Genomic DNA, 24,721 nt, shown 5'->3' with positions numbered 1-24,721 from the left:
TTACAGGTCGCCGAAGAAGCGCTTCACGCCATCGAAAAAGCCGGTAGTTTTCGGCGAATGGGAGTCATCACCTTCCAACGAACTGCGGAACTCTTCCAGCAGCTCGCGCTGACGACGCCCGAGGTTGACCGGTGTTTCCACGGCTACGCGACACATCAGGTCGCCAGCACCGCCACCGCGCACCGGCGCAACGCCTTTGCCACGAATACGGAACTGCTTGCCGGTCTGCGTGCCCTCGGGAATCTTGAGCTTGACCCGACCATCGAGCGTCGGAATCTCCAACTCGCCACCCAGGGCCGCATCGACAAAGCTGATTGGCACTTCACAGAACAGGTGTTTGCCATCGCGCTGGAAGATCGAGTGCTCGCGCACATTGATCACCACATACAGGTCGCCCGTAGGGCCGCCCTGAGTACCCGCCTCACCCTCGCCCGACAGGCGAATGCGATCACCGGTATCGACACCCGCCGGCACTTTCACCGAGAGGGTCTTGTACTCTTCAACGCGGCCTTCGCCGTGGCAGGAGTCGCAAGGATCGGAAATGATCTTGCCTTGGCCATGGCAACGCGGGCAGGTCTGCTGCACCGAGAAGAAGCCCTGCTGCATACGGACCTGGCCAATACCGCCGCAGGTTGGGCAGGTGATCGGCGAGGAGCCTTTCTTCGCGCCCGAGCCATCGCACGGTTTGCAATTGACCAGCGTCGGCACACGGATATTGACGCTGGTGCCACGCACGGCTTCTTCCAGGTTCAGCTCCAGGGTGTAGCGCAAATCGCTGCCACGCTGAGCGCCGCCACGCTGGCCGCCACGGCCTCCGCCGAAGAAGTCACTGAATACGTCGCCGAAGATATCGGAGAAGTTCTGACCACCAAAACCAGCACCACCGCCACCCATGCTTGGGTCAACACCTGCGTGACCATACTGGTCGTAGGCCGCACGCTTGTTGGGATCAGACAGGCACTCGTAGGCCTCATTGGCCTCTTTGAACAGCTCTTCGGATTCTTTGCTATCCGGATTACGGTCCGGGTGGTGCTTCATCGCCAGGCGACGGTAAGCCTTTTTCAGGTCTGCCTCGCTGGAGCCGCGCTCCACACCCAATACTTCGTAATAGTCACGCTTTGCCATAAGTCTTTGCACTCTTAAGGACGTTCGGCCAGACCCTCCTGAGCCTCGCCAAACTCGTTGAGCCCCAATACAGGCCCGGACCCAACTCACGTCAATTCAACGATCCTGGTCATTACTGCTTTTAGCCAGGTACCCGGCCAAAAACGCGGTGACTGTCGCCAGGAAGCAGGAGCATTCCCGATCACACCGCCAGCATCCGAACCTTGTCGCATGCTGTAAAAATTCGCATACCCCAGACACGCCAACGCGGGAGCAAGCTCCCGCGCGGCGACATCCTACCAGTCACCGCTTGATAGCGGTCAACCGGGCGACCAACTTACTTCTGGTCTTTAACTTCTTCGAACTCGGCATCGACAACGTCGTCGTGCTTGGCTTCAGGCTCTGCATGCTGCGCAGCGCCTTCTGCCGGCTGGCCTTGTTCGGCGTACATTTTCTGAGCAACCGGTGCGGAGACTTTCGACAGCTCCTCAACCTTGGCTTCGATGGCAGCCTTGTCGTCGCCTTTGATGGCGGCTTCCAGGGCAACCACAGCCGCTTCGATTGCGGTTTTCTCTTCAGCAGTCACTTTGTCGCCTGCTTCGGAGATCATTTTGCGCGTCGAGTGAACCAGGGCATCCCCCTGGTTACGGGCGCCGGCCAGCTCAGCAAACTTGGCATCCGCATCAGCGTTAGCTTCAGCATCACGAATCATCTGTTGAATTTCTTCATCAGACAGACCGGAGTTGGCCTTGATCGTGATCTTCTGCTCTTTGCCAGTGGCCTTGTCTTTGGCGCCTACGTGCAGAATGCCGTTGGCGTCGATGTCGAAGGTCACTTCAATTTGTGGCACGCCACGTGGTGCTGGTGGAATCTCAGCCAGGTCGAACTTGCCCAGAGACTTGTTCTGCGCCGCTTGCTTACGCTCACCTTGCAGCACGTGAATGGTTACAGCGCCCTGGTTGTCGTCGGCAGTCGAGAACACTTGCGATTTCTTGGTAGGAATCGTGGTGTTTTTCTCGATCAGCGCAGTCATCACGCCGCCCATGGTTTCGATACCCAGAGTCAGCGGGCTCACGTCCAGCAGCAACACGTCTTTCACGTCGCCGGCCAGCACCGCACCTTGGATAGCAGCACCCATGGCAACGGCTTCGTCCGGGTTCACGTCCTTACGGGCTTCTTTGCCAAAGAACTCGGTGACCAGCTTCTGAACCAGTGGCATACGGGTCTGACCGCCAACCAGGATCACGTCGTTGATCGAGCCAACGTCGATACCGGAGTCTTTCAGCGCGATGCGGCAAGGCTCGATGGTGCGTTGAACCAGGTCTTCAACCAGTGCTTCCAGCTTGGAACGCGAGATTTTCACGTTCAAGTGCTTAGGACCGGTGGCATCTGCAGTGATGTACGGCAGGTTCACGTCGGTCGACTGAGCGGAAGACAGCTCGATCTTGGCTTTCTCAGCGGCTTCTTTCAGACGCTGCATGGCCAGCGGATCACCCTTGAGGTTCATGCCGCTTTCTTTCTTGAATTCGTCAACGAGGTAGTCGATCAGACGAATGTCAAAGTCTTCGCCGCCCAAGAAGGTGTCGCCGTTGGTGGCCAACACTTCAAACTGATGCTCGCCGTCAACTTCAGCGATCTCGATCACGGAGACGTCGAAAGTACCGCCACCCAGGTCGTAAACGATCACGGTGTGGTCGCCCTTGGCCTTGTCCATGCCGTAGGCCAGAGCGGCTGCGGTTGGCTCGTTGATGATACGTTTTACATCCAGGCCCGCGATGCGGCCGGCGTCTTTGGTCGCCTGGCGCTGGCTGTCGTTGAAGTAGGCCGGAACGGTGATCACCGCTTCAGTCACTGCTTCACCGAGGTAGTCTTCGGCGGTTTTCTTCATCTTTTTCAAGATTTCAGCCGAGATTTGCGGCGGCGACATTTTCTGGCCATTTACTTCAACCCAGGCGTCACCGTTGTCAGCCTTGGCGATTTTGTAAGGGACCATCTTGATGTCTTTCTGTACGACTTCTTCGTCGAACTTACGACCGATCAGACGCTTCACCGCGTACAGGGTGTTGTGCGGATTGGTCACGGCCTGACGCTTGGCCGACTGACCCACGAGGATTTCACCGTCGTTGGCGTATGCAATGATCGACGGCGTGGTACGCGCGCCTTCGGCATTTTCGATAACTTTAGCAACGCCGTTTTCCAGCACGGAGACGCAGGAGTTGGTAGTCCCCAGGTCGATACCGATAATTTTGCCCATGATTTACTCTCCCGAAACTTTAATTTGGTTGCCGCAGCAGTGGTGGCTAACTGCGGTAGCACTTAAACGCTTGACTTATAGATGGGGCCGTTACGACTGATTTCAAGCCTGCTCATCAATAGAAGGTGCGACAGGTGCAGGAGCCTTGCTCACCACCACCATCGCCGGGCGCAACAAGCGACCGTTAAGCTGATAACCCTTCTGGAATACTTTCAATACGCTGTTGGGCTCCAGGTCATGGCTTTCCTGCATGGCCATGGCTTGGTGATGCTCTGCATTGAACGGCTCGCCGCCTTGCGGATCGATAGCTTCCAGCTGATAACGCTTCAGGGTGTCCTGGAACATTTTCAGCGTCAGCTCAATCCCTTCGCGCATCGGGCGGATGTTTTCATCGTCCGGGTTGGACAGCTCAAGGCCACGTTCCAGGCTGTCAATAATCGGCAGCAAGTCATTGGCGAATTTTTCCAACGCGAATTTGTGAGCCTTCTCGACATCCTGCTCGGCACGGCGGCGGACGTTCTGCAGATCGGCGGCAACACGCAAAGACTGATCCTGCGCAGCAGCCAATTGCTCTTCGAGCACTTGCACACGAGTCGCCAGCTCATCACCGGCAGCCGAATTGGCGTCTGGAGTTTGCGTATCCTGCGTCTGTTCGTCAGCCATAGATTTCTCCTTTCAAAATCATGCGCGAACTCAACTCGCGCTTCTGTTCCGGTATATGGGGCCACAATTTCCAGGTTCAAGAGCGCAGGCGTTACCAAAAGTCTTTCGCGTGCTCTGGATCAATTCCTGCACACTCATTCCTCATTGAGCTAAGAAACTCCTGCAATCAAGCAAATCGAGCTAAGCATCAGGATTGTCAGCCTCAAACAAAACACTGTATAAATAACCAGACCTAACGCTTCGGAGCGGCCGCCATGCTCGTGCACCTGTCTGTACATAACTACGCCATCGTTGAACATCTGGACCTTGAACTGGATCGCGGGATGAGCGTAATCACAGGCGAAACCGGTGCCGGCAAGTCGATCATGCTCGACGCCCTGGGCCTGACGCTTGGCGACCGCGCCGACAGCGGCGTGGTGCGACCCGGTGCGGACAAGGCCGATATCCTGGCGACCTTCGACCTCGCAGACATTCCGGAAGCCGAAGCCTGGCTGGCCGAGCGCGACCTTAATAATGAAGGCCCGTGCATTCTGCGCCGGGTCATCACAGCGGAAGGCCGCTCGCGCGGCTATATCAACGGCACGCCCTGCCCTCTCGGCGACTTGAAAGCCCTGGGCGAGTTGCTGATCGATATCCACAGCCAGCACGAACACCAATCCCTGCTGAAAACCGATACCCATCGCCGCCTGCTCGATGAGTATGCCGGCGCCACCGACCTGGCCCGGCAGGTACAGCTTGCCGCCCAGCGCTGGCGTCAGACTCGTCAGGAACTGGAGCGCCTATCCAACTCTGGCGACGAACAGCGCGCTCGCCATCAGTTACTCAGCTATCAGCTTGAAGAACTCGAAAGCCTGGGCCTGGGCGAAACAGAGCTGGAGCAGCTCGAGCAGGAGCACAAGAACCTCACCAATGCCGAAACCCTGCTGGGTATCTGTCGCCAAGTGGTGGAGCAATGCAGCGAGAGTGATTCGGGCAATGTCCTTAACGCATTGACTGCCAGCCTTAATCGACTGTCCAGCGTGAACAACGCGTCCGGTTCGCTAAGTGAAGCCACAACACTGTTGACCAGCGCACAAATCCAGGTCGAAGAGGCCGTGGGCGAACTGAATCGCTTCCTGGATCACTTCGACGCGGATCCAGCGCGCCTGCAGGAAATCGAAGAACGCCTGGACACTATTTACACCCTGGCCCGCAAACACCGAATCCAGCCAACCGAAGTAGCGACGATGCAGCAGAAGTTGCTGGATGAAATCGAAACCTTGAACGCGAATGACGAATCCATTGAGCGCCTCGGTGACGAGCTCGCCTCCTTTGCTCGCCACTACCATGAAAAAGCTCGCGAATTAAGCGACCTGCGCCAGCAGGCGGCCACAGGCCTGGCCGGAGCGGTAGAACAAGAAATTCAGCGCCTGGGCATGCCAGGCGGGCGCTTCACCATCGAACTGCATGCCAACACCAGCAACGAGCTGCAACCCCACGGCCTGGAACAGGTGGAACTGCTGGTAAGCGCCAACCCCGGTCAGCCGCTCAAGGCGTTGGCAAAAGTGGCGTCTGGCGGCGAGCTGTCGCGAATCAGCCTGGCGATCCAGGTCATTACCGCCCAAACCTCACGGGTACCCACACTGGTATTCGATGAAGTAGACGTGGGTATCGGCGGGCCGACTGCGGAAATTGTTGGCCAGTTGCTGCGCCGCTTGGGCGAACGTGGCCAGGTCTTGACCGTGACTCACTTACCGCAAGTGGCCGCTCAAGGGCATCAACACCTGTTTGTACACAAAGTACGCGGCAGCGATGCGACGCACACGGCCGTCTCCAAACTGAACAAGTCGGAACGTGTGGAAGAGGTGGCGCGGATGCTTGGCGGGATCGACCTGACCAAAGAGTCTCTGGCCCACGCGAAGAAAATGGTCGTGGCAGCCAAGGCCTAACCCGGTAATTTCTTCTATTTAGAAAGCACGAAGGCGACCCTAGGGTCGCCTTCAATCGTTTTGCAGAGCAAATCTGCGTCGATTTTTACTTTTTCTTACGGATGTACAGCACCAGATTATGGTCCACCAAATCGAAACCATGCTCTTCGGCGATAGCCTTCTGGAGCTTCTCGATTTCCGGACTGGTGAACTCGATAACCTCATTGGTATCCAGGTCAACCATGTGGTCGTGATGACCACCGTCAGCCAATTCGAACACCGCATGACCGCCGTCGAAATTATGACGAACCACCAGCCCTGCGGCTTCAAACTGGGTCAGCACACGGTAAACCGTGGCCAGGCCAACGTCCTCGTTAGACTCCATCAGCGCCTTGTAAACATCCTCGGCACTCATGTGGCGCTGCTCAGCAGAATCGAGCATTTGTAGAATCTTGACTCGTGGCAGAGTCACTTTAAGACCGGCTTTGCGTAGTTCGCTATTTTCAACCATGGTTAGCTTTCTCGCGGATGCTGCTTCGCAGCTTCTCTTAATACGGGTATGATCGGCGTTTACGTTGTCCCAGCCAAGATAGTGGAAGTCGCCCACCGATGCAAAACACCAAGCTCTTGCTAACCAGTTTCACCCTTGTGGGACTGCTCGCACTCGCCGGTTGTTCATTCCCCGGGGTTTACAAAATCGACATCCAGCAGGGCAATGTCGTCACGCAGGACATGATAGACCAGTTACGCCCGGGAATGACCCGACGGCAAGTACGGTTTATTATGGGCAACCCCCTGCTGACCGACACTTTTCATGCCGATCGCTGGGATTATCTCTACAGCATCCAGCCTGGTGGCGGTGAACGCCAGCAGGAACGCGTCAGTGTCATCTTTAATGGCAATGACCAGCTCGTCAGCTTGTCCGGTGACTTCATGCCTGGCGTAAGCCGCGATGAAGCCTTGCTGGGCAAGGACAACGGCACCAATGTGACTGCGCCCGCGCAGGAAGCAGAAAAGCCGAAGTCAGAAGTACCGGCCAAACCAGGCTCCTTGCTGGATCAGATCCAGAAGGACGTGGACGGCGTGCAAACCGTTCCAGTCCCGACGCCTCAGCCTCTGGACACCGGCCCGCAGTAAGTTTGCGGCGCTCGATAAAAAGCCCGGCATGCCGGGCTTTTTGTTGCCTGACTTTTTAGCAGGGTTATGAGTTTTTCTGCCGGGCTATCGCCGCCTTGGCTGCGCGCAGCCTGCGTACTTCCTTGGGGTCTGCCAGCAAGGGCCGGTAAATCTCGATACGGTCACCCGGCTGCACAGCGCGCATATCCGCATCCGCAACTACCTTGCCGAATATGCCCAAAGGGCAATCAGCCAAGACCACCGTTGGAAACTGCACCGCAATACCCGACGCCTGCACCGCAGCCCTCAGGCTTGTGCCCGCCGGCACCGTGACCGCCAACAAGACCTGGCGGTCCTCGGCGGCATACACCACCTCAATCTCAACCATGCAATTGCTTGGCCCGCTGACAGAACGCATCCACCAGCGTATTGGTCGCCTGGTTGAACAACGGCCCCAACGTTGCCCGCACAATCGGCCCTGCATAATCAAAGGACAGGTCCAGGCTGATCTTGCAGGCCTTGTCAGTCAGCGCCTTGAACACCCATACCCCATGAAGCTGAGTGAACGGCCCTTCCTGCAAATTCATTTCGATGGATTGCCCAGGGACCAACACATTGCGTGTAACAAAATGCTGGCTAAGGCCGCCCTTCGCCACCCCGACACTGGCAACCATGTGCTCATCACTGCTCTCCAGCACCTCGGCGGTGTTGCACCATGGCAGGAATTCCGGGTAACGCGCCACGTCGTTGACCAGGTCATAGAGCGCCTGCGCCGGATAAGGCAATAAAGCCGAACGTTGAATATGCGTCGTCATGTGAGCGTTATTTCCACTGCTGAGGCAAACATCGCGAAAGAACAGCCCAATCCGCGAGAGAAAAAAACCAAAGAACTGCCGGTATTGTCCGGGATTCGTCCAACACGCTCAAGCACGCAGGTTGACCGTAGCCGACACGCTCGCAACTCCCTATAATGCCGCCCCTATGGCTAAACAAAAGAAACACCCCACAGGGACCATCGCGCAAAATAAAAAGGCGCGACACGATTACTTCATCGAACATCGGTTCGAGGCTGGTCTGGTCCTGGCCGGCTGGGAAGTAAAAAGTCTGCGCGCCAGCAAGCTGCAACTGGTCGACAGCTACGTATTGCTCAAGGATGGCGAGGCATGGCTGCTCGGCAGTCATATCACCCCGCTGACCACCGCGAGCACCCACGTGATTGCTGACCCGGTGCGCACGCGCAAGCTGTTGCTCAACGCCCGCGAACTCGAAAAGCTCGCCGCCGCTGTACAGCAGAAGGGCTATGCCTGCATCTGCCTGTCGTGGTACTGGAGCAAGCACCTGGTCAAGTGCGAGATCGCATTGGGCAAGGGTAAAAAGGAATACGACAAGCGCGATACCGAGCGCGAGCGCGATTCCAATCGAGAGCTGCATCGCGCCGTTCGCAACAAGGGCAAGGAAGAATAATCCTTGTGACGATGTAGCCCTGGGTGACTCACCCGGGCTACAGGCCTTTACGTCGCTCCGCCCGCGCCACGCGCTGGACCTCCTGACGCACCTCCTCCAACACCTCCTGCACATACAGCAGATGGCGTGTTGAAACCTCCCGCGCCTGCTCGGCCCGCCCTTCGATAATCGCCAGGTACAAATCCCGGTGCTGACTGATCAACATGTCGCGGGTTTCCGTGCGCTGCTGATACATACCACCGATATTGGTCACCACATTGCGCTTGAGCAGATCGAACAAACCGCGAATGGTGTGCAGCAACACCGCATTATGGCTCGCCTCGGCGATAGCCAAATGAAACCTCGCATCCGCCGCGCCCTCCTCCACCCGGCTCACCTCATCAACGCGCGTATAGCAATCCTGTAACGCCTCAAACGCTGCGGTCAGCCGCTCACGATCCACTTCGGTGGCGCGCTGCGCGGCGTAATAAGCACACGACGCTTCAAGCGTCTGGCGAAACTCGAGCAAATCCCGCTGAGCCTCGGGGTTGTTTTCCAGCAGGTGCAGCAGCGGGTCGCTGAACGTCGACCCCAGGGAGTCCGCCACATAGTTGCCGCCGCCCTGGCGACTGACCAGCAACCCCTTGGCCGCCAGCTTCTGGATCGCCTCGCGCAACGACGGGCGCGACACGCCAAATTGCTCAGCCAAAGCGCGCTCGGCCGGCAAGCGCTCGCCTGACTTCAACGTGCCCTCGAGGATCATGCCCTCAAGCTGCTCGACGATATCGTCAGACAAACGGCGCTGACGCACCTGATCAAACCCCATAACTCACTCTCCACAATCCCGACCACTCGCCGGGCCCTCTATTCTGGCCTATCGCCGCGCTTGCGGCACCTATCAGAACGCCCTCGATTCACCCGAGCAGAACCTCTGCACCGCCCCGTTACGACCAAAGTTTCGCGAGCGGCAAATTGACACACCCCATCCAAGGCTTTTACTCTAGCCAACAGCAACTGTAAATTGGTATTACCAATTATCCAAGCTGACCTAACAACAACAATCAGGGGCCACCCCATATGCAAACCTGGCAACAGCTCTACAGCCCGCTCGGCAGCCTCGGCCTGTCCGCATTGGCCGCCGTTATTCCAATTGTATTTTTCTTCCTCGCCCTGGCCGTGTTTCGCCTCAAAGGCCACGTCGCCGGGAGCATCACCTTGGGGCTGTCGATCCTGGTAGCTATCTTTGCCTTCCAGATGCCCGTGGACATGGCACTGGCCGCCGCTGGTTATGGCTTTGCCTACGGCCTGTGGCCTATCGCGTGGATCATCGTCGCAGCCGTATTTCTCTACAAACTGACGGTCAAGAGCGGCCAGTTCGAGATCATCCGCAGCTCAGTTCTGTCGATTACCGACGACCAGCGCCTGCAAGTGCTGCTGATCGGCTTTTGCTTCGGCGCCTTCCTCGAAGGCGCGGCCGGTTTCGGCGCACCAGTGGCGATCACCGCCGCACTGCTGGTCGGCCTGGGTTTCAACCCGCTGTACGCCGCCGGCCTGTGCCTGATCGCTAACACGGCGCCGGTGGCCTTCGGCGCGCTAGGCATTCCAATCATCGTCGCAGGCCAGGTCACCGGCATTGACGCATTCAAGATCGGCGCCATGACCGGCCGCCAGTTGCCCCTGCTGTCGCTGTTCGTGCCGTTCTGGCTGGTGTTTATGATGGACGGCCTGCGTGGCGTTCGTGAAACCTGGCCGGCAGCCTTGGTGGCAGGCCTGAGCTTTGCCGTCACCCAATATTTCACCTCCAACTTCATCGGCCCGGAGCTGCCGGACATCACTTCCGCGCTGGCCAGCCTGGTAGCCCTGACCTTGTTCCTGAAAGTTTGGCAGCCCAAGCGCACCGCGGGCGCGCAGATTGCCGGCGCGACATCCAGCGCCGCGGTTACCGCCAGTGTCGGCGGCTTCGGCCAACCACGCCAAACGGTCGCTTCGCCCTACAGCCTGGGGCAGATTTTCAAAGCCTGGTCGCCGTTCCTGATCCTGACCGTCCTGGTCACCATTTGGACCCTCAAACCTTTCAAGGCAATGTTCGCGGCGGGCGGTTCGATGTACAGCTGGGTCTTCAACTTCGCGATCCCGCACCTGGACCAGTTGGTAATCAAGGTCGCCCCGATCGTCACCGCCCCAACGGCGATTCCAGCCGTGTTCAAACTGGACCCCATTTCAGCCACCGGCACGGCGATTTTCTTCTCCGCACTTGTGTCGATGCTGGTACTCAAGATCGATATAAAAACTGGTCTTACCACTTTAAAAGAGACCTTCTACGAACTGCGCTGGCCAATCCTCTCAATTGGTATGGTGCTGGCGTTTGCTTTCGTCACCAACTACTCCGGCATGTCCTCGACCATGGCGCTGGTGCTGGCCGGAACCGGTGCTGCATTCCCGTTCTTCTCGCCATTCCTTGGCTGGCTGGGCGTTTTCCTGACAGGCTCCGACACATCGTCCAACGCCCTGTTCAGCTCGCTGCAAGCCACCACTGCCCACCAGATCGGCGTCAACGACGTGCTGTTGGTCGCCGCCAATACCAGCGGCGGCGTGACCGGCAAGATGATTTCGCCGCAGTCGATCGCCGTCGCCTGCGCCGCCACCGGCCTGGTGGGCAAGGAATCCGATCTGTTCCGCTTTACCCTCAAGCACAGCCTGTTTTTTGCCACCATCGTCGGGCTGATCACGCTGGCGCAGGCCTACTGGTTCACCGGTATGCTGGTGCACTGAAACCTGCACGTAATAGGGTAAGAATCGACCCCGGACACTCATGCCGGCGTCAGCTATTTCTGGAGGACCGATGAGCCTGCCTGCTGCTTTTCTGAGCGACGCCGCACAACTGATCCCGAAAGATCGTCGCTTCGACGATCCACTTTCCACGCTAGCCTTCGGCACCGACGCCAGTTTTTACCGACTGATCCCACAGCTGGTGATCCGCGTGGAGTCGGAAGACGAAGTAGTCGCACTGCTGCAATTGGCTCAGCGTGATCGCGTACCCGTCACCTTCCGCGCGGCGGGCACCAGCCTGTCAGGCCAAGCCATCAGCGACTCGGTGCTGATCGTGCTGGGTGACAACTGGAACGGTCGCGAGATTCGTGGGCAAGGCACACAGATCCGCCTGCAACCCGGCGTGATTGGCGCGCAGGCCAATGCGTGGCTTGCGCCGTTCGGACGCAAGATTGGCCCGGACCCCGCGTCGATCAATGCCTGCAAAATTGGCGGCATCGTCGCCAACAATGCCAGCGGCATGTGCTGCGGTACGGCGCAGAACACCTATCACACCCTGGCTGGCATCCGCTTGGTACTGGCCGATGGCAGCCGCCTGGATACCGAAGATGCAGCCAGCGTCGCGGCCTTTCGTAACCAACATGGCGCGCTGCTGGAACGCCTGGCGACGATGGGACGTGAGACGCGGGCAAACGCTGAGTTGGCGGCCAAAATCCGCCACAAATACCGTCTGAAAAATACCACCGGCCTGTCACTCAATGCCCTGGTGGATTTCGACGAGCCACTGGATATCCTCAGCCACTTGCTGGTGGGCTCCGAAGGTACCCTGGGTTTTATCAGCGCGGTGACTTACGACACGGTGATCGATCACCCGAACAAAGCTTCGGCGCTGATCGTGTTCCCGGATGTCGAAACCTGCTGCAACGCGGTGACGGTGCTGAAAACCCAGCCGGTCTCGGCCGTCGAATTGCTGGACCGGCGCAGCATGCGTTCGGTACAGAACAAACCGGGCATGCCGGCTTTCGTACAGCAGTTATCGGAAAATGCCTGTGCGCTGCTGATCGAATCCCGCGCCGCGTCGCCGTCATTGCTGCACGAGCAACTGTCGCTGATCATGGCGTCCCTGGCACCTTTCCCTGTGGAAAAACAGGTCGACTTCACCGAAGAGCCGGTTGAGAACGCACGGCTGTGGGCCATCCGCAAAGACACCTTCCCCGCCGTCGGTGCTGTACGTAAAACCGGCACCACCGTAATCATCGAAGACGTGACCTTCCCGGTCGAGCAGTTGGCCATCGGCGTGAACCGCTTGATCGAGTTGTTCGACAAACATCACTACGACGAAGCCATCCTTTTCGGACATGCCCTGGAAGGTAATCTGCACTTTGTATTCACCCAAGGCTTCAACAGCACTGAAGAAATCGCACGTTATAAAGCGTTCATGGACGACGTCGCGCAACTGGTAGCAGTCGAGTTCGGTGGCTCGCTGAAAGCCGAACACGGCACTGGCCGCAATATGGCGCCGTTCGTTGAACTCGAATGGGGCAGCGATGCGTATCAATTGATGTGGCAGCTCAAACGCTTGCTCGACCCCAACGGCATTCTCAACCCCGACGTGGTGCTCAGCGAAGACCCACACATTCACCTTAAACACCTCAAGCCATTGCCTGCGGCCGACGAGATTGTGGATAAGTGCATCGAGTGCGGATTCTGCGAGCCGGTATGCCCCTCGAAGGGCCTGACCTTGAGCCCGCGCCAGCGCATCGTGATCTGGCGCGATATCCAGGCGAAAAAGCGCGCGGGTGCAGACACCACCGAGTTGGAAGCGGCTTACCACTACCAGGGCATCGACACCTGCGCCGCCACCGGGTTATGCGCTCAACGCTGCCCTGTAGGCATCAATACCGGCGACCTGGTGAAAAAGCTGCGCGCCCGTGACGCCGACAGTCAGAAAACCGCCGAATGGCTCGCCAGCCATTTCGCCACGGCACTGCAAGGTGCGCGTTTTACCCTGCATGTCGCCAATGGCGCGCGCATGCTCTTGGGCGCGCCGCGTCTGGCCAAACTGTCCGCCACGGTAACCAAGCTGTCCAAGGGGCAAATCCCGCAGTGGAGCAGAGCCATGCCACAGCCGGAAAAAGCCATTCGCTTCAGTCCGGCCGTGACGGATGAGCGGCCGCGCGTGGTCTACCTGGCAGCCTGCGTCTCACGCGCCATGGGCCCAGCGGCTGGCGATAAAGAGCAGATGTCGCTGTACGACAAGACCCGTGGGCTGCTGGAAAAAGCCGGTTACCAGGTAGTCTTCCCCAACAATCAGGACAGCCTGTGCTGCGGCCAGCCATTCGCCTCCAAAGGCTATGCCGAACAGGCTGAGCACAAACGTCAGGAACTGATCGGCGCCCTGCTCCACGCCAGCCGCGGCGGCCTCGACCCGATCTATTGCGACACCAGCCCCTGCACCCTGCGCCTGGTACAAGACCTGGGCGAAACACGCCTGGACCTCTACGACCCGGTGCGTTTTATCCGCACCCACCTGATGGACCGTCTCGACTTCACGCCGCAGGAGGCGCCCATCGCTGTGCACGTCACCTGCAGCACTCAGCACCTGGGCGAGAGCCAGGCGTTGATTGATCTCGCGCGACGCTGCTCAAAAAACGTGGTGATCCCGGAAGGCATCCATTGCTGCGGTTTTGCCGGCGACAAAGGCTTTACCACGCCCGAGCTCAACGCCCACTCACTGCGGTCGCTCAAGGACGCCGTGCAACATTGCAGCGAAGGCATTTCCACCAGCCGCACCTGCGAGATCGGCCTGAGCCAGCATGGAGGCATTGATTATCACGGGTTGGTGTACCTGGTGGACCGGGTAACGCAAGCTCGAGTGCATTAAATAGCCACTAAACCGAACGCCTGTGCGTCTGCGTAGTCATTTGAATAGGCCTCGGCGTACGAGGCTTAACAGTGATGTCGCTGGCCGCCTCTGAACGCCAGCAGCGTCGAGCCCTTTTTCGCAAGGAGATACCCTATGAAGCGTTCCGCTCTTGCTGGCTTGTTCATTACCGCTGCGATGATGGCCTCCCCTGTTTTTGCTGCCGGTGAGCCTGATCTGTGCAAAATCAACCTGGACAAAATCAATAACGGCCAAGCCCTGCTCGCAACCGATACCAGTGGCAAAAAAGGCGAAATCGATACCGCTGTCTCCCAAGCCAAAGCCGCGCACGCGGCCGGTGATGACAAGAAGTGCATCGAGATCACCTCCAAAGCCCTGCAAGACCTGCAGAACAGCGACAAAGGCGGCAATCAGTAACCATGCCAGCCGCAGAGGTCAACCTTCGGGTTGGCCTTCTGTGACGGTTTGGCGTACACTGCACAGGCTTGTCACTCACTATGAAACAACGAGTTACAAGCACGGGGCCGTTTAGGATTCGACGCCGGTCGCGAAACTTTAGGTGCATGCCGAGTTGGTAACAGAACTCGTAAATCCACTGTTGCAACTTCTTATAGTTGCCAATGACGAAAACTACGGCCAGGAATTCGCTATCGCTGCGTAAGCAGCCTTAGACCTGAGCTTCTGGTACCTTCGGGTCCAGCAATCACCAGGGGATGTCTGTAAACCCAAAGTGATTGTCATATAGAACAGAATCGCCGTGCAGTACGTTGTGGACGAAGCGGCTAAAACTTACACAACTCGCCCAAAGCACCCTGCCCTTCGGGTCGCTGAGGGTTAACTTAATAGATACGGCTACGCATGTAGTACCGACAGCGGAGTACTGGCGGACGGGGGTTCAAATCCCCCCGGCTCCACCATTTTGTCTTCCCAGGAAGACTCAGAAAAGCCGTAAAGCCTAGAGAAATCAAAGCTTTACGGCTTTTTTATTGCCCACTTTTTCCCACCTAATCCCAGGGCATCCCACGGTTGACGGGGGCATATATGGGGGCATAAAACGCTCATCAGCTCGCTCGGAGAGGATGTGCCCCCAATGCCCCTGAAAGATACCAACTGCCGTAACGCCAAGCCCCAGGACAAGCCATACCGCCTGTACGACGAACAAGGTTTGTACCTTGAGGTGCAGCCCAACGGAGGCCGTTACTGGCGCTTGAAGTACCGCTTTCTGGGAAAGGAAAAGCGCCTGGCGCTTGGTGTTTATCCTGAGGTCGGCCTGCAGGAGGCCCGGCGCAAGCGTGATGACGCTCGTGTTCAGCTTGCCGGCGGCCAAGACCCTTCGCTGCAACGGCGTATGGCCAAGGTGGTCAGCCAGCTTGATCACCAGCACACCTTTGAGTCGGTTGCCACGCAGTGGCTGAGTATTCGCGAGTCATCCTGGGATCCGGAATACACCCGCACGGTGCGGCAGCGCCTTGAGCTCAATGCCTACCCCTGGCTGGGAAAACTCCCGATCAGCAGCATCAGCACGCCCACGCTGGTCGAAAACCTGCAGCGCATCATCAAGCGCGGCGCTCGCGAGACGGCGCGTCGTGTTGCCCAGATCTACAAACAGATTTTCGAGTTCGCCGAAGCTGCCGGCATCACCTCACCCAACCAGATCGGGAATCTCTCGCGTACTCTCCCAGCCAAGCGGGTGAAACACTTTGCTGCCGTGACCGACCCTGAAAAGCTCGGCGCACTGCTCAAAGCACTGGATAGCTATAGCGGAACGATGCCGGTCTGTTGTGCCTTAAAACTGGCCCCGTTACTGTTCTGCCGACCCGGAGACCTTCGACACATGGAGTGGTCGGAGGTCAATCTGGATGCTGGCGAATGGTTGATTCCTGGTCACAAGATGAAAGGACTCACGGCCACCAAACAGGATCGACCGGATCATTTGGTTCCTCTCAGCCAACAAGCAGTCGCGGTCCTGCGCGAGCTGAAACCACTCACCGGTAGACATCGATACGCCTTCCCCTCAGCCCGAGGAGGCGACCGACCGATGTCCAACAATGCCGTCCTCAGTGCGTTACGCCGCATGGACATCAGCGGCGACGAGATGACTGGGCACGGCTTTCGTGCGACAGCAAGAACCATAGGTGCTGAGGTGCTGGGGTTTCGTCCAGATCTCCTTGAGCATCAGCTTGCTCACACGGTAAAAAATCCGTTGGGACGTGCGTACGACCGAACGTCATTTCTGCCAGAGCGACGCGAGATGATGCAGGCTTGGGCTAACTATTTGGACACGATAAAGCGCTGAATGCTCTGTCAACTGTGCCCTTGGTCGCGCCAGTACTTACCCAACCAAGGGGAGAAACATGCGAGTTGCTATCGAACGTACTCGCATGTTAAAAGTTGTCCGTCCCAAGCGATCCATATTGATCCGCAACGGTCCGCCACGTCGCCCTGGTAACGACGTTAAAAACTTCGCCTCGTTCGCACTCGCTGAACTGGTCGCATTAACTGCTATCGGTTGATTGCGCATCTGGCATGAACGCCCTCAGTCCGTTCTGCCCCTAGAGGCCTTTTCTGGCCCTAGCTTTTCTGTAGCAATCCAACGACCTCCGGCGCTACCGAACCAAAATTTTCGGAACCACGCGTATGCCTACGCTTGTGGCAATTGCCTACGCCCGCTATTCAGCCGGTAGACATCCGACTTTCAACCTTTTTTGTAGTAGCGCCGGAGGACGCTGCCCCACGCTTCAGATCCTAGGATCTCAAACCTATGGCAATGCACATTAGTAACTCTGTCGACGTCAGCGATGATGACAAAATTCTTCGTTTGCGCGATGTAGAGGCAATAGTCGGCCTAAAACGCTCAACTATCTATCGAAAAATATCGGAGGGCCTTTTCCCGCGCCAACGCCTTCTATGCGGCTCCAGTGTTGGCTGGCGTAACAGTGAAATCCAGGCTTGGATTCGGCAAAGGGAGGCGCTGTAATGCAGCGCCGAACACCTCAACAGTCAGGCTGGATAGTAGAACTCACAGCGGCGGTCGATATTCCAGCGGAAACAATCCAATGGATATGGCCAGGCTGGCTGCCAAGGGCAAAGCTATCCATTCTTGCCGGCGCAGGTGGATGCGGTAAAACCACGCTTGCGATATCGCTGGCCGCCACGCTCAGTAAGGGTGGTGATTGGCCAGACGGCAGCAAAGGTGAGGGACCTGGCAACGTCGTGATCTGGAGCGGCGAGGATGGTATAGCTGACACGATCATTCCCCGCCTTACGGCTGCAGATGCAGACCTAAACCGCGTGCACATAATAGAAGGGCTCAGGGATCAACTTGGGAACAGGCGACAGTTTGATCCTACTGCCAACTTTGCTCTTTTGAATGAAGCAGCCACACGGATTGACGGCGTCTCATTGCTGATTTTCGACCCGCTTATCAACCTAATACGTGGTGACATGCACCGAGCCAACGAAGTCCGGCAGGGACTACAGATGGTAGTGGATTTTGCCGAACTGCATTGCTGCTCTGTGCTCGGTATATCTCACCTCAGCAAAAGCGCCTCTCAGTCCTCTGTAGCTGATCGAGTCATCGGCAGCCAGGCATTCTCAGCACTTGCTCGCACGGTACTGGTGGCCGGGAAAGCTCATAATTCTGAAGCTCGGGTGCTTGTCCGGGCCAAGTCAAACGTTTCGATCGATATAGGGGGGATAGAGTATTTCGTTGACCCCATCGTTATAGACGAGCGGCTAGAAACAACCTGCATCCGATGGGGAGAGGCCGTAGAAGGAAGTGCTGAAACCATTCTGGCTGATATCGAGCGAACGGGTGGCGTAAGACCAGCATCAGCCACTCAAGAAGCGTGCAGCTTTCTTGAAAACACGCTGCAAGCTGGTCCTGTTGCGATCACTGCGTTGCAGTCTTTAGCTGAGGAGTCTTGCATCTCTTGGGCATCAGTTCGTAGAGCCCAGAAACAGCTTGGTATTCGCTCCTGCAAGGTGGGCATGCAAGGCGGATGGGTATGGGAGCTGCCCACCTCTACCTGAAGATGCTCACTTTACTCGAAGGTGCTCAAAGAATATTGAGCACCTTCGTATTTTTGAACGCCTTCGTTTTCCGATACCTCACAGATCATCCGAGGACGTTTCACGGCCATATGAATCGCACGCCTGCCTAGCTAGATGCTTCTGACTTTGATAATGCTCTGGGCTAGGATAAACGTCGGATCGCTTAAGCGGCACGACAGCTGCCTGAGCCTGGCTACAGGCCAAACATCACAGGTGAACAGGAAAATGGAAGCTGAAAGCTCTATGGTCGTATCAGCAGAACAAGAGACGCGCGAGATTATTCTTCAGCTGGAGTGTGCTGAAGGTGATCCTGAGCTGCTCCAACTCCTATCCGGGGTAAGCAAGGACGATTTCGCCCTGATTGGCGAGCTCATTCAGATGTACTGCATGGCCGACGCATTGTGTCGTGGCCTCACCGCCATGCTCCAAGAGCACCGGCTCGGTACCGCAAGCGATGCGGCTTTCTCACTGAACGATACCGACGTCCTTATTCACACCAAGAAGGAAGCCCGGGAGAGCGGCCTAAATATCGACAAGGCAGGCATCATCTCAGCGGTTGAGACGCTTGAAATGCACAGACTGTTCCGTCACACCTTTTCTCACTGGGTGGTCAAACGGTACATGGACGGGAAGCACCTGGTTGCCCTCTCGAAAAGCGCGCCGGATGCCAAAAAGCGCGATGGCATTGCGCTGGAAGGTGGCAAAGCCAAACTGGCGGTTTTTCGGATCGATCTGCTGCTAACCGAGCTGGAGAAGGTCAAGGGCCACTGCAGGTTCTTGTCGGAAGTCCATGCTTACCTGGAAAGCGGTGCGGCAACCCAGGCATAACCCAGTGCAAGTCGCGCAGCCTTCCTATCGAAGCCAGTGGCGAGGTAGCAGCAACGGCAACCAGTTGAGTTGCAAGCCACCTGCTGGAAGGAAGAAGCTGAGTGAGTCCTGGTCTTTCCTGGCCAGGACAGCCTTTGACCCAGGAGTTGCCATGATTCATTTCCGCCCCTTCCCCGCTTGGCAGTTGAACTACCCGCCCACCAGCCAAGCGCTGTTCGCCATCGCCCTATGGCCTGTTCTGTTTGCGATAGGATGCTGGCGGACGCCTCAGATCGCGCTGCTCCTGACCTCGCACGGTGTAGACGTCAGCATGGGGCAGGTGTTTCAAGCAGGGTTCGGCGCCTACGTCTTGTTACTAGCGCATCACCGCAGGCTCAACCGCCGCCACTTCGAGCGTCATGCCGGCGAGATTGAGCTGTATCGGCGACTAAGCGAAGTGGAACGGGAGATGGCCCTTGGCGGCCTTACCCACACTCATGCTTACCAGACGGTGAAGAGCGAGAGCGCTCAGCTACGTGAGCGTCTCGGCTTTCTGATCGATGCGGACAACTTCTATCGCAAGCTGCAGTCCCTGACTCAGATTTTCAGGTGGCTGCTCAGCAAGCTCAGGTAGCTATGTTTGCGCTGGTCACCGGGCTTCTCGGCAGAAGACAATAGGGTGAGTTGACGCGTTGTTCAGCTGTGCGCTGGTACCGGGCACTTGGTCAGAGCCAGCTTCCCCAGGCAGCCCCAATAAAAAAGTGCCCCCAGGATCTGCCTATCCTGGGGGCGCCGTAAAAGGTGATGGGAAGCGGGCAACTGCAAGTTACTGCATGTCCGGTCTCCGTCATAGGGCAGATAACCGTGCATCTTGGATGCTCATTAAAGGTTCCATGCTTTAATTAACCGGAAAAGCTTTTGAATTTGAATAGATAGGTCGGTCTGCGGATCGAAGCTCGCATCAAACGAGCGCGCCTCCGATACGAACTCAGTGGCAATAGAGACCTTGGATTTGGAAGAAGTCTTCGATATCCTTGAATCCACAAACTCAAAATACTTATTTCGAAAATCAGGCTGCAAATAGCTCTCTATCGTATAATCGTGGGTCACCCAGCAATATTCTGACCCTGAATTGTTTTTCGTCATATCAGCCCACACCTGGTATTTCACGGAGCGCTGGTTTATGCATATATCAGCCCCGTCAGAGTCACGCTGAAAATCGAGATCCCGATCCATAACGACAATAGAATTTCTATTAACACTGAATATATCTATTAGTCCTGGCGAACCTTGGGCTGTAAAGTGACCTAGCATTGAGCCACCGTAGAAAACGAAGGAAAAATCAACGTTTTCTATGGGCATGATCTCCCCATGAGCCGAACACCATAACGAAAGCCAATGCAGTATATAGATCCTGTCAGATGCCCCTTCTACCCATATCACTCCGTTTGCTTGAAAAACATCGCTAGGCTTGATACCAAGCCCTGCCAGAGCCCTTGCAGGAGACGTTAATTCGGAAATTTCATAACCATTTACCTCAAACAACCTGGCATCTGACGTGTGCCAGCTGGATATATCGAGAAGCACAGATGAGTGGGTAGAAATAAACAGCTGTAGATTTTTTCGGGCCACGATCTCGGAAATTCTAGCGACCATTAGTCTTTGAAGGGTTGGATGGAGGTGAACTTCAGGCTCTTCAATGACACATATTTGGTCATCATCGACAGAATCTAGCCACCCCAGCAACCCTGCGAACGCACGCCATCCAGACGGCAGCATCTTAACCGGGATATGGTTCTGCTGGCCTAAGTCATCATTGAGAAAAACACCTAATATTTCCTTATCAACGAGACTAATAGGTTTGGAGTGCTTGTACGCATTAATCTCACTGGTAGGCCCTGAGTATTTAATTTGATCAGATTGCAATGGGTGCGGCGCGAGCCCGACCAGATGCTTACCATCATTATTTAGCACATCGATGATTTTCCTAGTGCTAACTCCGCGCTCGTCGTGAGACGACCGAAAATTAATCTTCGCCTCTAGACCATTTAAAACTGTCACCAGCTCTTTCGGCGGCTTTGACGACTTGCTATAAATACTACCCTCAAATACATACTTATCATGTTGAGTATTGACAGCAAGATACACACCGTACTCATCTATTTTTAGCTTATTTAAAATCGAGCCCACATATGTTCCATTATCAAAATGGACAATGTATGTGGCCGCAGTCGTCGAGCGCATGTTCTCACGGGCAATCGTTTTAATTACATCAACGTTCTTTAGCGCTCGCACCATATCCAGTACGGTTGACTTTCCACCCCCATTGGGGCCCACAAAAATATTAATCCTGGAGACACCGAGCTGCGGAACATCATGCGGACTGAGCGAACTGCTCTCCATTATTTCGTTGAGACGGAGTGTTCGAAGCCCCAATAGTCCAAAGCTTTTGATGTGCAAACTTATATTCCTTAACTGATTAACTGGTGCGTTGAGCACATACTAGGCTCTAGATATGATCTTTGAAGCGGTACTGGAACCACTGGGCTCCTGCACCTAGCGAAAGCTGGCAATGTCCTATCCGCAGGCTGTAGCCCTGTTCTCGCCAAGACAACGCCATTCGACGTTTGATCAAACGCCGTGGTTCGCTAGTAATGCCGTCGATATGGACAGAAGTAATAGCTGCCGGGAGATCAAGCGAGAGCACGTAGAATATTAGCGTGCTCTCAGGCCACAATTTAACAAGTCGCTCTTGGGCAGGGCATTACGTCAAGCATCCCAATAAAAAATCTTCTCATGCTCCACATCCTCAATATGAAGATTGAAACGCGATTTAACTAGGGGCAATAAACCAGGTTCACTTATCAGATCGACGTCAACCTTCAGATCTAAGGAACTCAACAGCAAAGGTAAAAAAGCTCTCTCGTGAATTCTTAAATGAGTGAAATTAAAATCGGTAACTGCAAGGGCCGAGGCGGGTGTTTCAACCATCCTGGCCGCTTTGACCATCTGATCGTGAAGATCCTTAGGCGGTTTTTTATCAGACATCTCGGGCACCCTGACTGAGGTCGCCATCCCACTGAGCAGGCATAGTAGGTACCAATCCTTCATACCTTCATCGCGCAGCGCTCTGAAAGCCTCGCTTGCCTCCTTATCTTTTGAGATGTTCAACGCTGTATATCTAAGGTTAGGTATAGCAGCCGCATACCTGTCAGTGATTCGATCAAGTAATGATGCGCGATTGTATTTTGGAGCCAAACCGGGAATAGGCAGGATAGGATCAAAGCACTCTGATACGCCTAGATACTCAAACGGAGGTTCGCTGAGCGAGCGCGACTCTTCTTCAAAAGCATGAGCGTCGATAAACTCACCATAAACCTCACCATAGGGACGAAGGAAATTGCCCAAAATCAACGCATCCTCGGAAAAACGCTCTACCGCCTTTACATAGTCCCGATCATTCAATAATGAAAATTTTCGTAAAATTGTCAGGCACAACTGGAGGGTATCTACGGCATACTTATGTAGGTCGCTATGGCTGGCAGGAATCTCCAATTCCGTCGCCCACTCCCCATTTGAGAAAACAAATTGATGTAGCTTAAATTTTTTTGCCTTTGTCGAAACTGTACACCTCAGCGCGACTCGCGCAGGCACAATAATCAAATCTTCACGCTGAATAGCTATGGAAACAAGTACTGACTGGAAGAAAGCTATAAAACCTTCAACGGGCGCGGTTTCCTTGTAGCGGTTATCAAATATACATTTTAGGTCTAGACCGAAAGCAGTCCAACGCACCTCACGCGATCCAACAACATCGCCCCATGGTCTATCCAAAAGACTTTCTCGCATCGACTCTTCGAAACCAGGAATCGCATCTTCTTCTAGAAATCCTGGCATCGCGCAGTTAGTGAGGGGATCCGCAAGACCATTTTTCTCCCAATACGAAAACTCGTGTTCAAAAGCAACAAGCGCTTCTGGCCTCTTACGGCCTAGCAAAGCCAACATAACACATAATTTACTCAGGTTATCCCTGAGTTTTTCTGGCCACTTACCATCAAACTTATCGTGAACAAAGCTTGTCCCCAAGGCCAAAAAAGTGAACCTGCTAAATGCTAAATAGTTTCCGGCGCTACACTCATTTTCAGCAACCTCGGACAAGGCCGATGGTAACAGCCTTCTAAATTGCGCGTCGTCATGACTCGTTGCATACCATGCCACACCCAACGCATAGTGCTTCGCAATATAGGCCATTCCAAGAGCACGAAGACATCTTGACAACTTTAAAGCGGCCCGCAACAAATCGAATTTGCTGTCACCGGTGAATAGACCTTTCTTTGCCCGCATGTACTCGGTGATGGCCATCATGACGTCACCCTTTTCGCTATAGATGTCGCCACGACGCTCAGCTTTCATCCCTGACTCTCGCCCCCCTGATCGAGAAGCAATTAAGTCGTCAATATCAGAAGCCAAGCGCATGAGCTCCACAGGATTGCTCAAAACATCACACAATTTTTCAAAAGTTCTGCCGAAACTTTCGATCGGGAAAAGTGGCGTCTGCTCCACCTCTTTAAGCATCTGCGCCCACAGCGTGCACGATCTCTCAAAACCCGTGCCGCCGTCCATGTGACCACGATGCACTGAAAGTAAACCACATATTTTCAGTAGCTCGGCCCGTCGACCCGGGCCTGTTGCATTTTTCAACTCATGATTGAGGCAATCATCGATTGATTCCGAAATGCCGATCCACCAAGCTGGAGTTCTGGGGCATAGGTTCATACCTATAGCCCCTATAAGATAATTTGCCAGATTAACCGCGTCCTCCAAGTGCCCGGCACTGCGATAATCTTTGAAATCCGAGTAGTAATCATCAACCAAGTCGGCCATTCCATCGAACGTTCCAAGCCCTCTGAATGTTGCCACCACTACCTCGTATGTAGCGAGACGTTTTAATTCTCTAGGCGCTTGGCCAACAAGGTAGCAATTCAGTTTCTTAATCCACATCAGCAGATCAGGCCGTGCAAACTCATGAAACGTCGCCCGCCGCACGCCAATTTTCAAATCTACAAAGTCAGAAAAATTAAACACCTGTGGCGTTCGTTCTCGCCAGTGCAATCGCAACTTCTCATAATCTTCGGGTAAGTCTTCATATTGGGGCATGCTATCGGCAGGAACATGCAGGTAGTGCTGCGCGACCCAAAACAGGTCTCGGTCACATAGCATCTCCGAGATAGCAGCGCCATCGTATATCTGCAGCGTGAGCTCCAGACCTAATGCTTCGGCCTGAAGTTTTTGTCGCATACCTACGGATATCTCAGACACACAGAAAACAACCACAGCACTAAAAATACCGGCTTTTTTTATTACCTTTAAATCACTTCTGATTTTTCCTGCCATGCTCTTCTGCAGCGAGCATGCAAAAGCGACATTACCCTCATTGCATGCTAGCGCATAAAATGTGTTATCGGGAAGCTGTAGACCGTCAACCACGGGATAGGTCTCAAAGTCACGACCGCCATCCCCCCCTGCACTTACGGGGCCGGTGGCAGGCATGATATTGCTACATATCCGCGCTCTTGCCAGATGTCTTGCTATATGCTCAAACGTGTGATGCCCGTTATCCGAACCAAGCAAACTTAATTGAAACCGGATATATTTACTAAGTTCCGCGATATTCAAGCCCACACCCCTTTAACGAATCCATACCAAGACCTCGGCTCTTCG

The 24,721-nt window shown here is 55.4% G+C and carries 20 protein-coding genes and 1 other RNA gene; 12 read left to right on the top strand and 9 right to left on the bottom strand.

Annotation, left to right across the window (positions count from 1 at the left end; all coding sequences use genetic code 11):
• From dnaJ to grpE, 3 genes are all read right to left on the bottom strand, one after another.
• Complete coding sequence (dnaJ, locus tag AACV02_RS17780; protein WP_119741042.1) at nucleotides 1-1,125, bottom strand: molecular chaperone DnaJ; 1,125 nt, start codon at nucleotides 1,123-1,125, stop codon at nucleotides 1-3.
• Nucleotides 1,126-1,441: 316 nt separating this feature from the next.
• A complete protein-coding gene (dnaK, locus tag AACV02_RS17775) occupies nucleotides 1,442-3,358 on the bottom strand; it encodes a molecular chaperone DnaK (RefSeq protein WP_106579264.1) in 1,917 nt (638 codons plus the stop codon).
• A gap of 102 nt (nucleotides 3,359-3,460) precedes the next feature.
• Entirely contained in the window at nucleotides 3,461-4,021 is a 561-nt protein-coding gene (grpE, locus tag AACV02_RS17770; protein WP_017139264.1) for a nucleotide exchange factor GrpE, read from the bottom strand.
• Between the two features lie 254 nt (nucleotides 4,022-4,275).
• On the opposite strand from grpE, the gene recN reads away from it, so the two are divergent.
• On the top strand, nucleotides 4,276-5,949 hold the full coding sequence (recN, locus tag AACV02_RS17765; RefSeq protein WP_119741040.1) for a DNA repair protein RecN: 1,674 nt from the start codon (nucleotides 4,276-4,278) through the stop codon (nucleotides 5,947-5,949).
• Nucleotides 5,950-6,034: 85 nt separating this feature from the next.
• Here the strand turns inward: recN and fur are convergent, their stop codons facing one another.
• Entirely contained in the window at nucleotides 6,035-6,439 is a 405-nt protein-coding gene (gene fur, locus AACV02_RS17760) for a ferric iron uptake transcriptional regulator (protein WP_024077449.1), read from the bottom strand.
• A 98-nt stretch (nucleotides 6,440-6,537) separates the two neighbouring features.
• Here fur and AACV02_RS17755 point away from each other — a divergent pair, with 98 nt between their 5' ends.
• The gene (locus AACV02_RS17755; protein WP_106579266.1) at nucleotides 6,538-7,065 is read left to right on the top strand and encodes an outer membrane protein assembly factor BamE; all 528 of its coding nucleotides are present in this window, start codon (nucleotides 6,538-6,540) and stop codon (nucleotides 7,063-7,065) included.
• A 64-nt stretch (nucleotides 7,066-7,129) separates the two neighbouring features.
• On the opposite strand, the gene AACV02_RS17750 is transcribed toward AACV02_RS17755, so the two are convergent.
• Together AACV02_RS17750 and AACV02_RS17745 are read right to left on the bottom strand one after the other, a co-directional pair.
• Nucleotides 7,130-7,432 (bottom strand): RnfH family protein, encoded by a 303-nt coding sequence (locus tag AACV02_RS17750; RefSeq protein WP_106579267.1) that lies wholly within the window; start codon nucleotides 7,430-7,432, stop codon nucleotides 7,130-7,132.
• Entirely contained in the window at nucleotides 7,425-7,859 is a 435-nt protein-coding gene (locus AACV02_RS17745; RefSeq protein ID WP_106579268.1) for a type II toxin-antitoxin system RatA family toxin, read from the bottom strand. The genes AACV02_RS17750 and AACV02_RS17745 overlap by 8 nt, the downstream gene beginning before the upstream one ends.
• A 166-nt stretch (nucleotides 7,860-8,025) precedes the next feature.
• On the opposite strand from AACV02_RS17745, the gene smpB reads away from it, so the two are divergent.
• The gene (gene smpB, locus AACV02_RS17740) at nucleotides 8,026-8,508 is read left to right on the top strand and encodes an SsrA-binding protein SmpB (RefSeq protein ID WP_003176160.1); all 483 of its coding nucleotides are present in this window, start codon (nucleotides 8,026-8,028) and stop codon (nucleotides 8,506-8,508) included.
• A gap of 37 nt (nucleotides 8,509-8,545) precedes the next feature.
• Here smpB and AACV02_RS17735 read toward each other — a convergent pair whose 3' ends face one another.
• On the bottom strand, nucleotides 8,546-9,313 hold the full coding sequence (locus AACV02_RS17735) for an FCD domain-containing protein (protein ID WP_106579269.1): 768 nt from the start codon (nucleotides 9,311-9,313) through the stop codon (nucleotides 8,546-8,548).
• Between the two features lie 251 nt (nucleotides 9,314-9,564).
• On the opposite strand from AACV02_RS17735, the gene AACV02_RS17730 reads away from it, so the two are divergent.
• The 9 genes from AACV02_RS17730 to AACV02_RS17690 all read left to right on the top strand — a co-directional run bounded on the left by AACV02_RS17730 (nucleotide 9,565) and on the right by AACV02_RS17690 (nucleotide 19,634).
• A complete protein-coding gene (locus tag AACV02_RS17730) occupies nucleotides 9,565-11,259 on the top strand; it encodes a lactate permease LctP family transporter (protein ID WP_106579270.1) in 1,695 nt (564 codons plus the stop codon).
• Nucleotides 11,260-11,329: 70 nt separating this feature from the next.
• Nucleotides 11,330-14,140, top strand: coding sequence for an FAD-binding and (Fe-S)-binding domain-containing protein (locus AACV02_RS17725; protein WP_119741038.1), 2,811 nt, complete (start codon nucleotides 11,330-11,332; stop codon nucleotides 14,138-14,140).
• A gap of 135 nt (nucleotides 14,141-14,275) precedes the next feature.
• Nucleotides 14,276-14,557 carry a hypothetical protein gene (locus AACV02_RS17720; protein WP_106579272.1) on the top strand — a complete coding sequence of 94 codons (282 nt, stop codon included), beginning with the start codon at nucleotides 14,276-14,278 and terminating at the stop codon, nucleotides 14,555-14,557.
• A gap of 103 nt (nucleotides 14,558-14,660) precedes the next feature.
• Nucleotides 14,661-15,057: a transfer-messenger RNA gene (ssrA, locus tag AACV02_RS17715) on the top strand.
• Between the two features lie 173 nt (nucleotides 15,058-15,230).
• Nucleotides 15,231-16,436: a tyrosine-type recombinase/integrase gene (locus AACV02_RS17710; protein ID WP_119741036.1), complete on the top strand. Its 1,206-nt coding sequence runs from the start codon at nucleotides 15,231-15,233 to the stop codon at nucleotides 16,434-16,436.
• A gap of 465 nt (nucleotides 16,437-16,901) precedes the next feature.
• Nucleotides 16,902-17,117 (top strand): helix-turn-helix transcriptional regulator, encoded by a 216-nt coding sequence (locus AACV02_RS17705; RefSeq protein WP_119741034.1) that lies wholly within the window; start codon nucleotides 16,902-16,904, stop codon nucleotides 17,115-17,117.
• The gene (locus AACV02_RS17700) at nucleotides 17,117-18,172 is read left to right on the top strand and encodes an AAA family ATPase (protein WP_119741032.1); all 1,056 of its coding nucleotides are present in this window, start codon (nucleotides 17,117-17,119) and stop codon (nucleotides 18,170-18,172) included. The genes AACV02_RS17705 and AACV02_RS17700 overlap by 1 nt, the downstream gene beginning before the upstream one ends.
• A gap of 246 nt (nucleotides 18,173-18,418) precedes the next feature.
• Nucleotides 18,419-19,021, top strand: coding sequence for a hypothetical protein (locus AACV02_RS17695; protein WP_157986852.1), 603 nt, complete (start codon nucleotides 18,419-18,421; stop codon nucleotides 19,019-19,021).
• A gap of 151 nt (nucleotides 19,022-19,172) precedes the next feature.
• Nucleotides 19,173-19,634, top strand: a complete 462-nt coding sequence (locus AACV02_RS17690) for a hypothetical protein (RefSeq protein WP_119741028.1) — start codon at nucleotides 19,173-19,175, stop codon at nucleotides 19,632-19,634.
• 248 nt (nucleotides 19,635-19,882) lie between these two features.
• Here AACV02_RS17690 and AACV02_RS17685 read toward each other — a convergent pair whose 3' ends face one another.
• Both AACV02_RS17685 and AACV02_RS17680 read right to left on the bottom strand, forming a co-directional pair.
• Nucleotides 19,883-21,460, bottom strand: coding sequence for an ATP-dependent nuclease (locus AACV02_RS17685; RefSeq protein WP_119741026.1), 1,578 nt, complete (start codon nucleotides 21,458-21,460; stop codon nucleotides 19,883-19,885).
• A gap of 309 nt (nucleotides 21,461-21,769) precedes the next feature.
• Entirely contained in the window at nucleotides 21,770-24,676 is a 2,907-nt protein-coding gene (locus tag AACV02_RS17680) for a hypothetical protein (RefSeq protein WP_157986851.1), read from the bottom strand.
• Between the last annotated feature and the right edge of the window lie 45 nt (nucleotides 24,677-24,721).

Origin of the sequence: Pseudomonas sp. Larv2_ips, assembly GCF_963879675.1 — a bacterium.
Classification (GTDB): domain Bacteria; phylum Pseudomonadota; class Gammaproteobacteria; order Pseudomonadales; family Pseudomonadaceae; genus Aquipseudomonas.
This window is presented reverse-complemented; position numbering and strand designations above follow the sequence as displayed.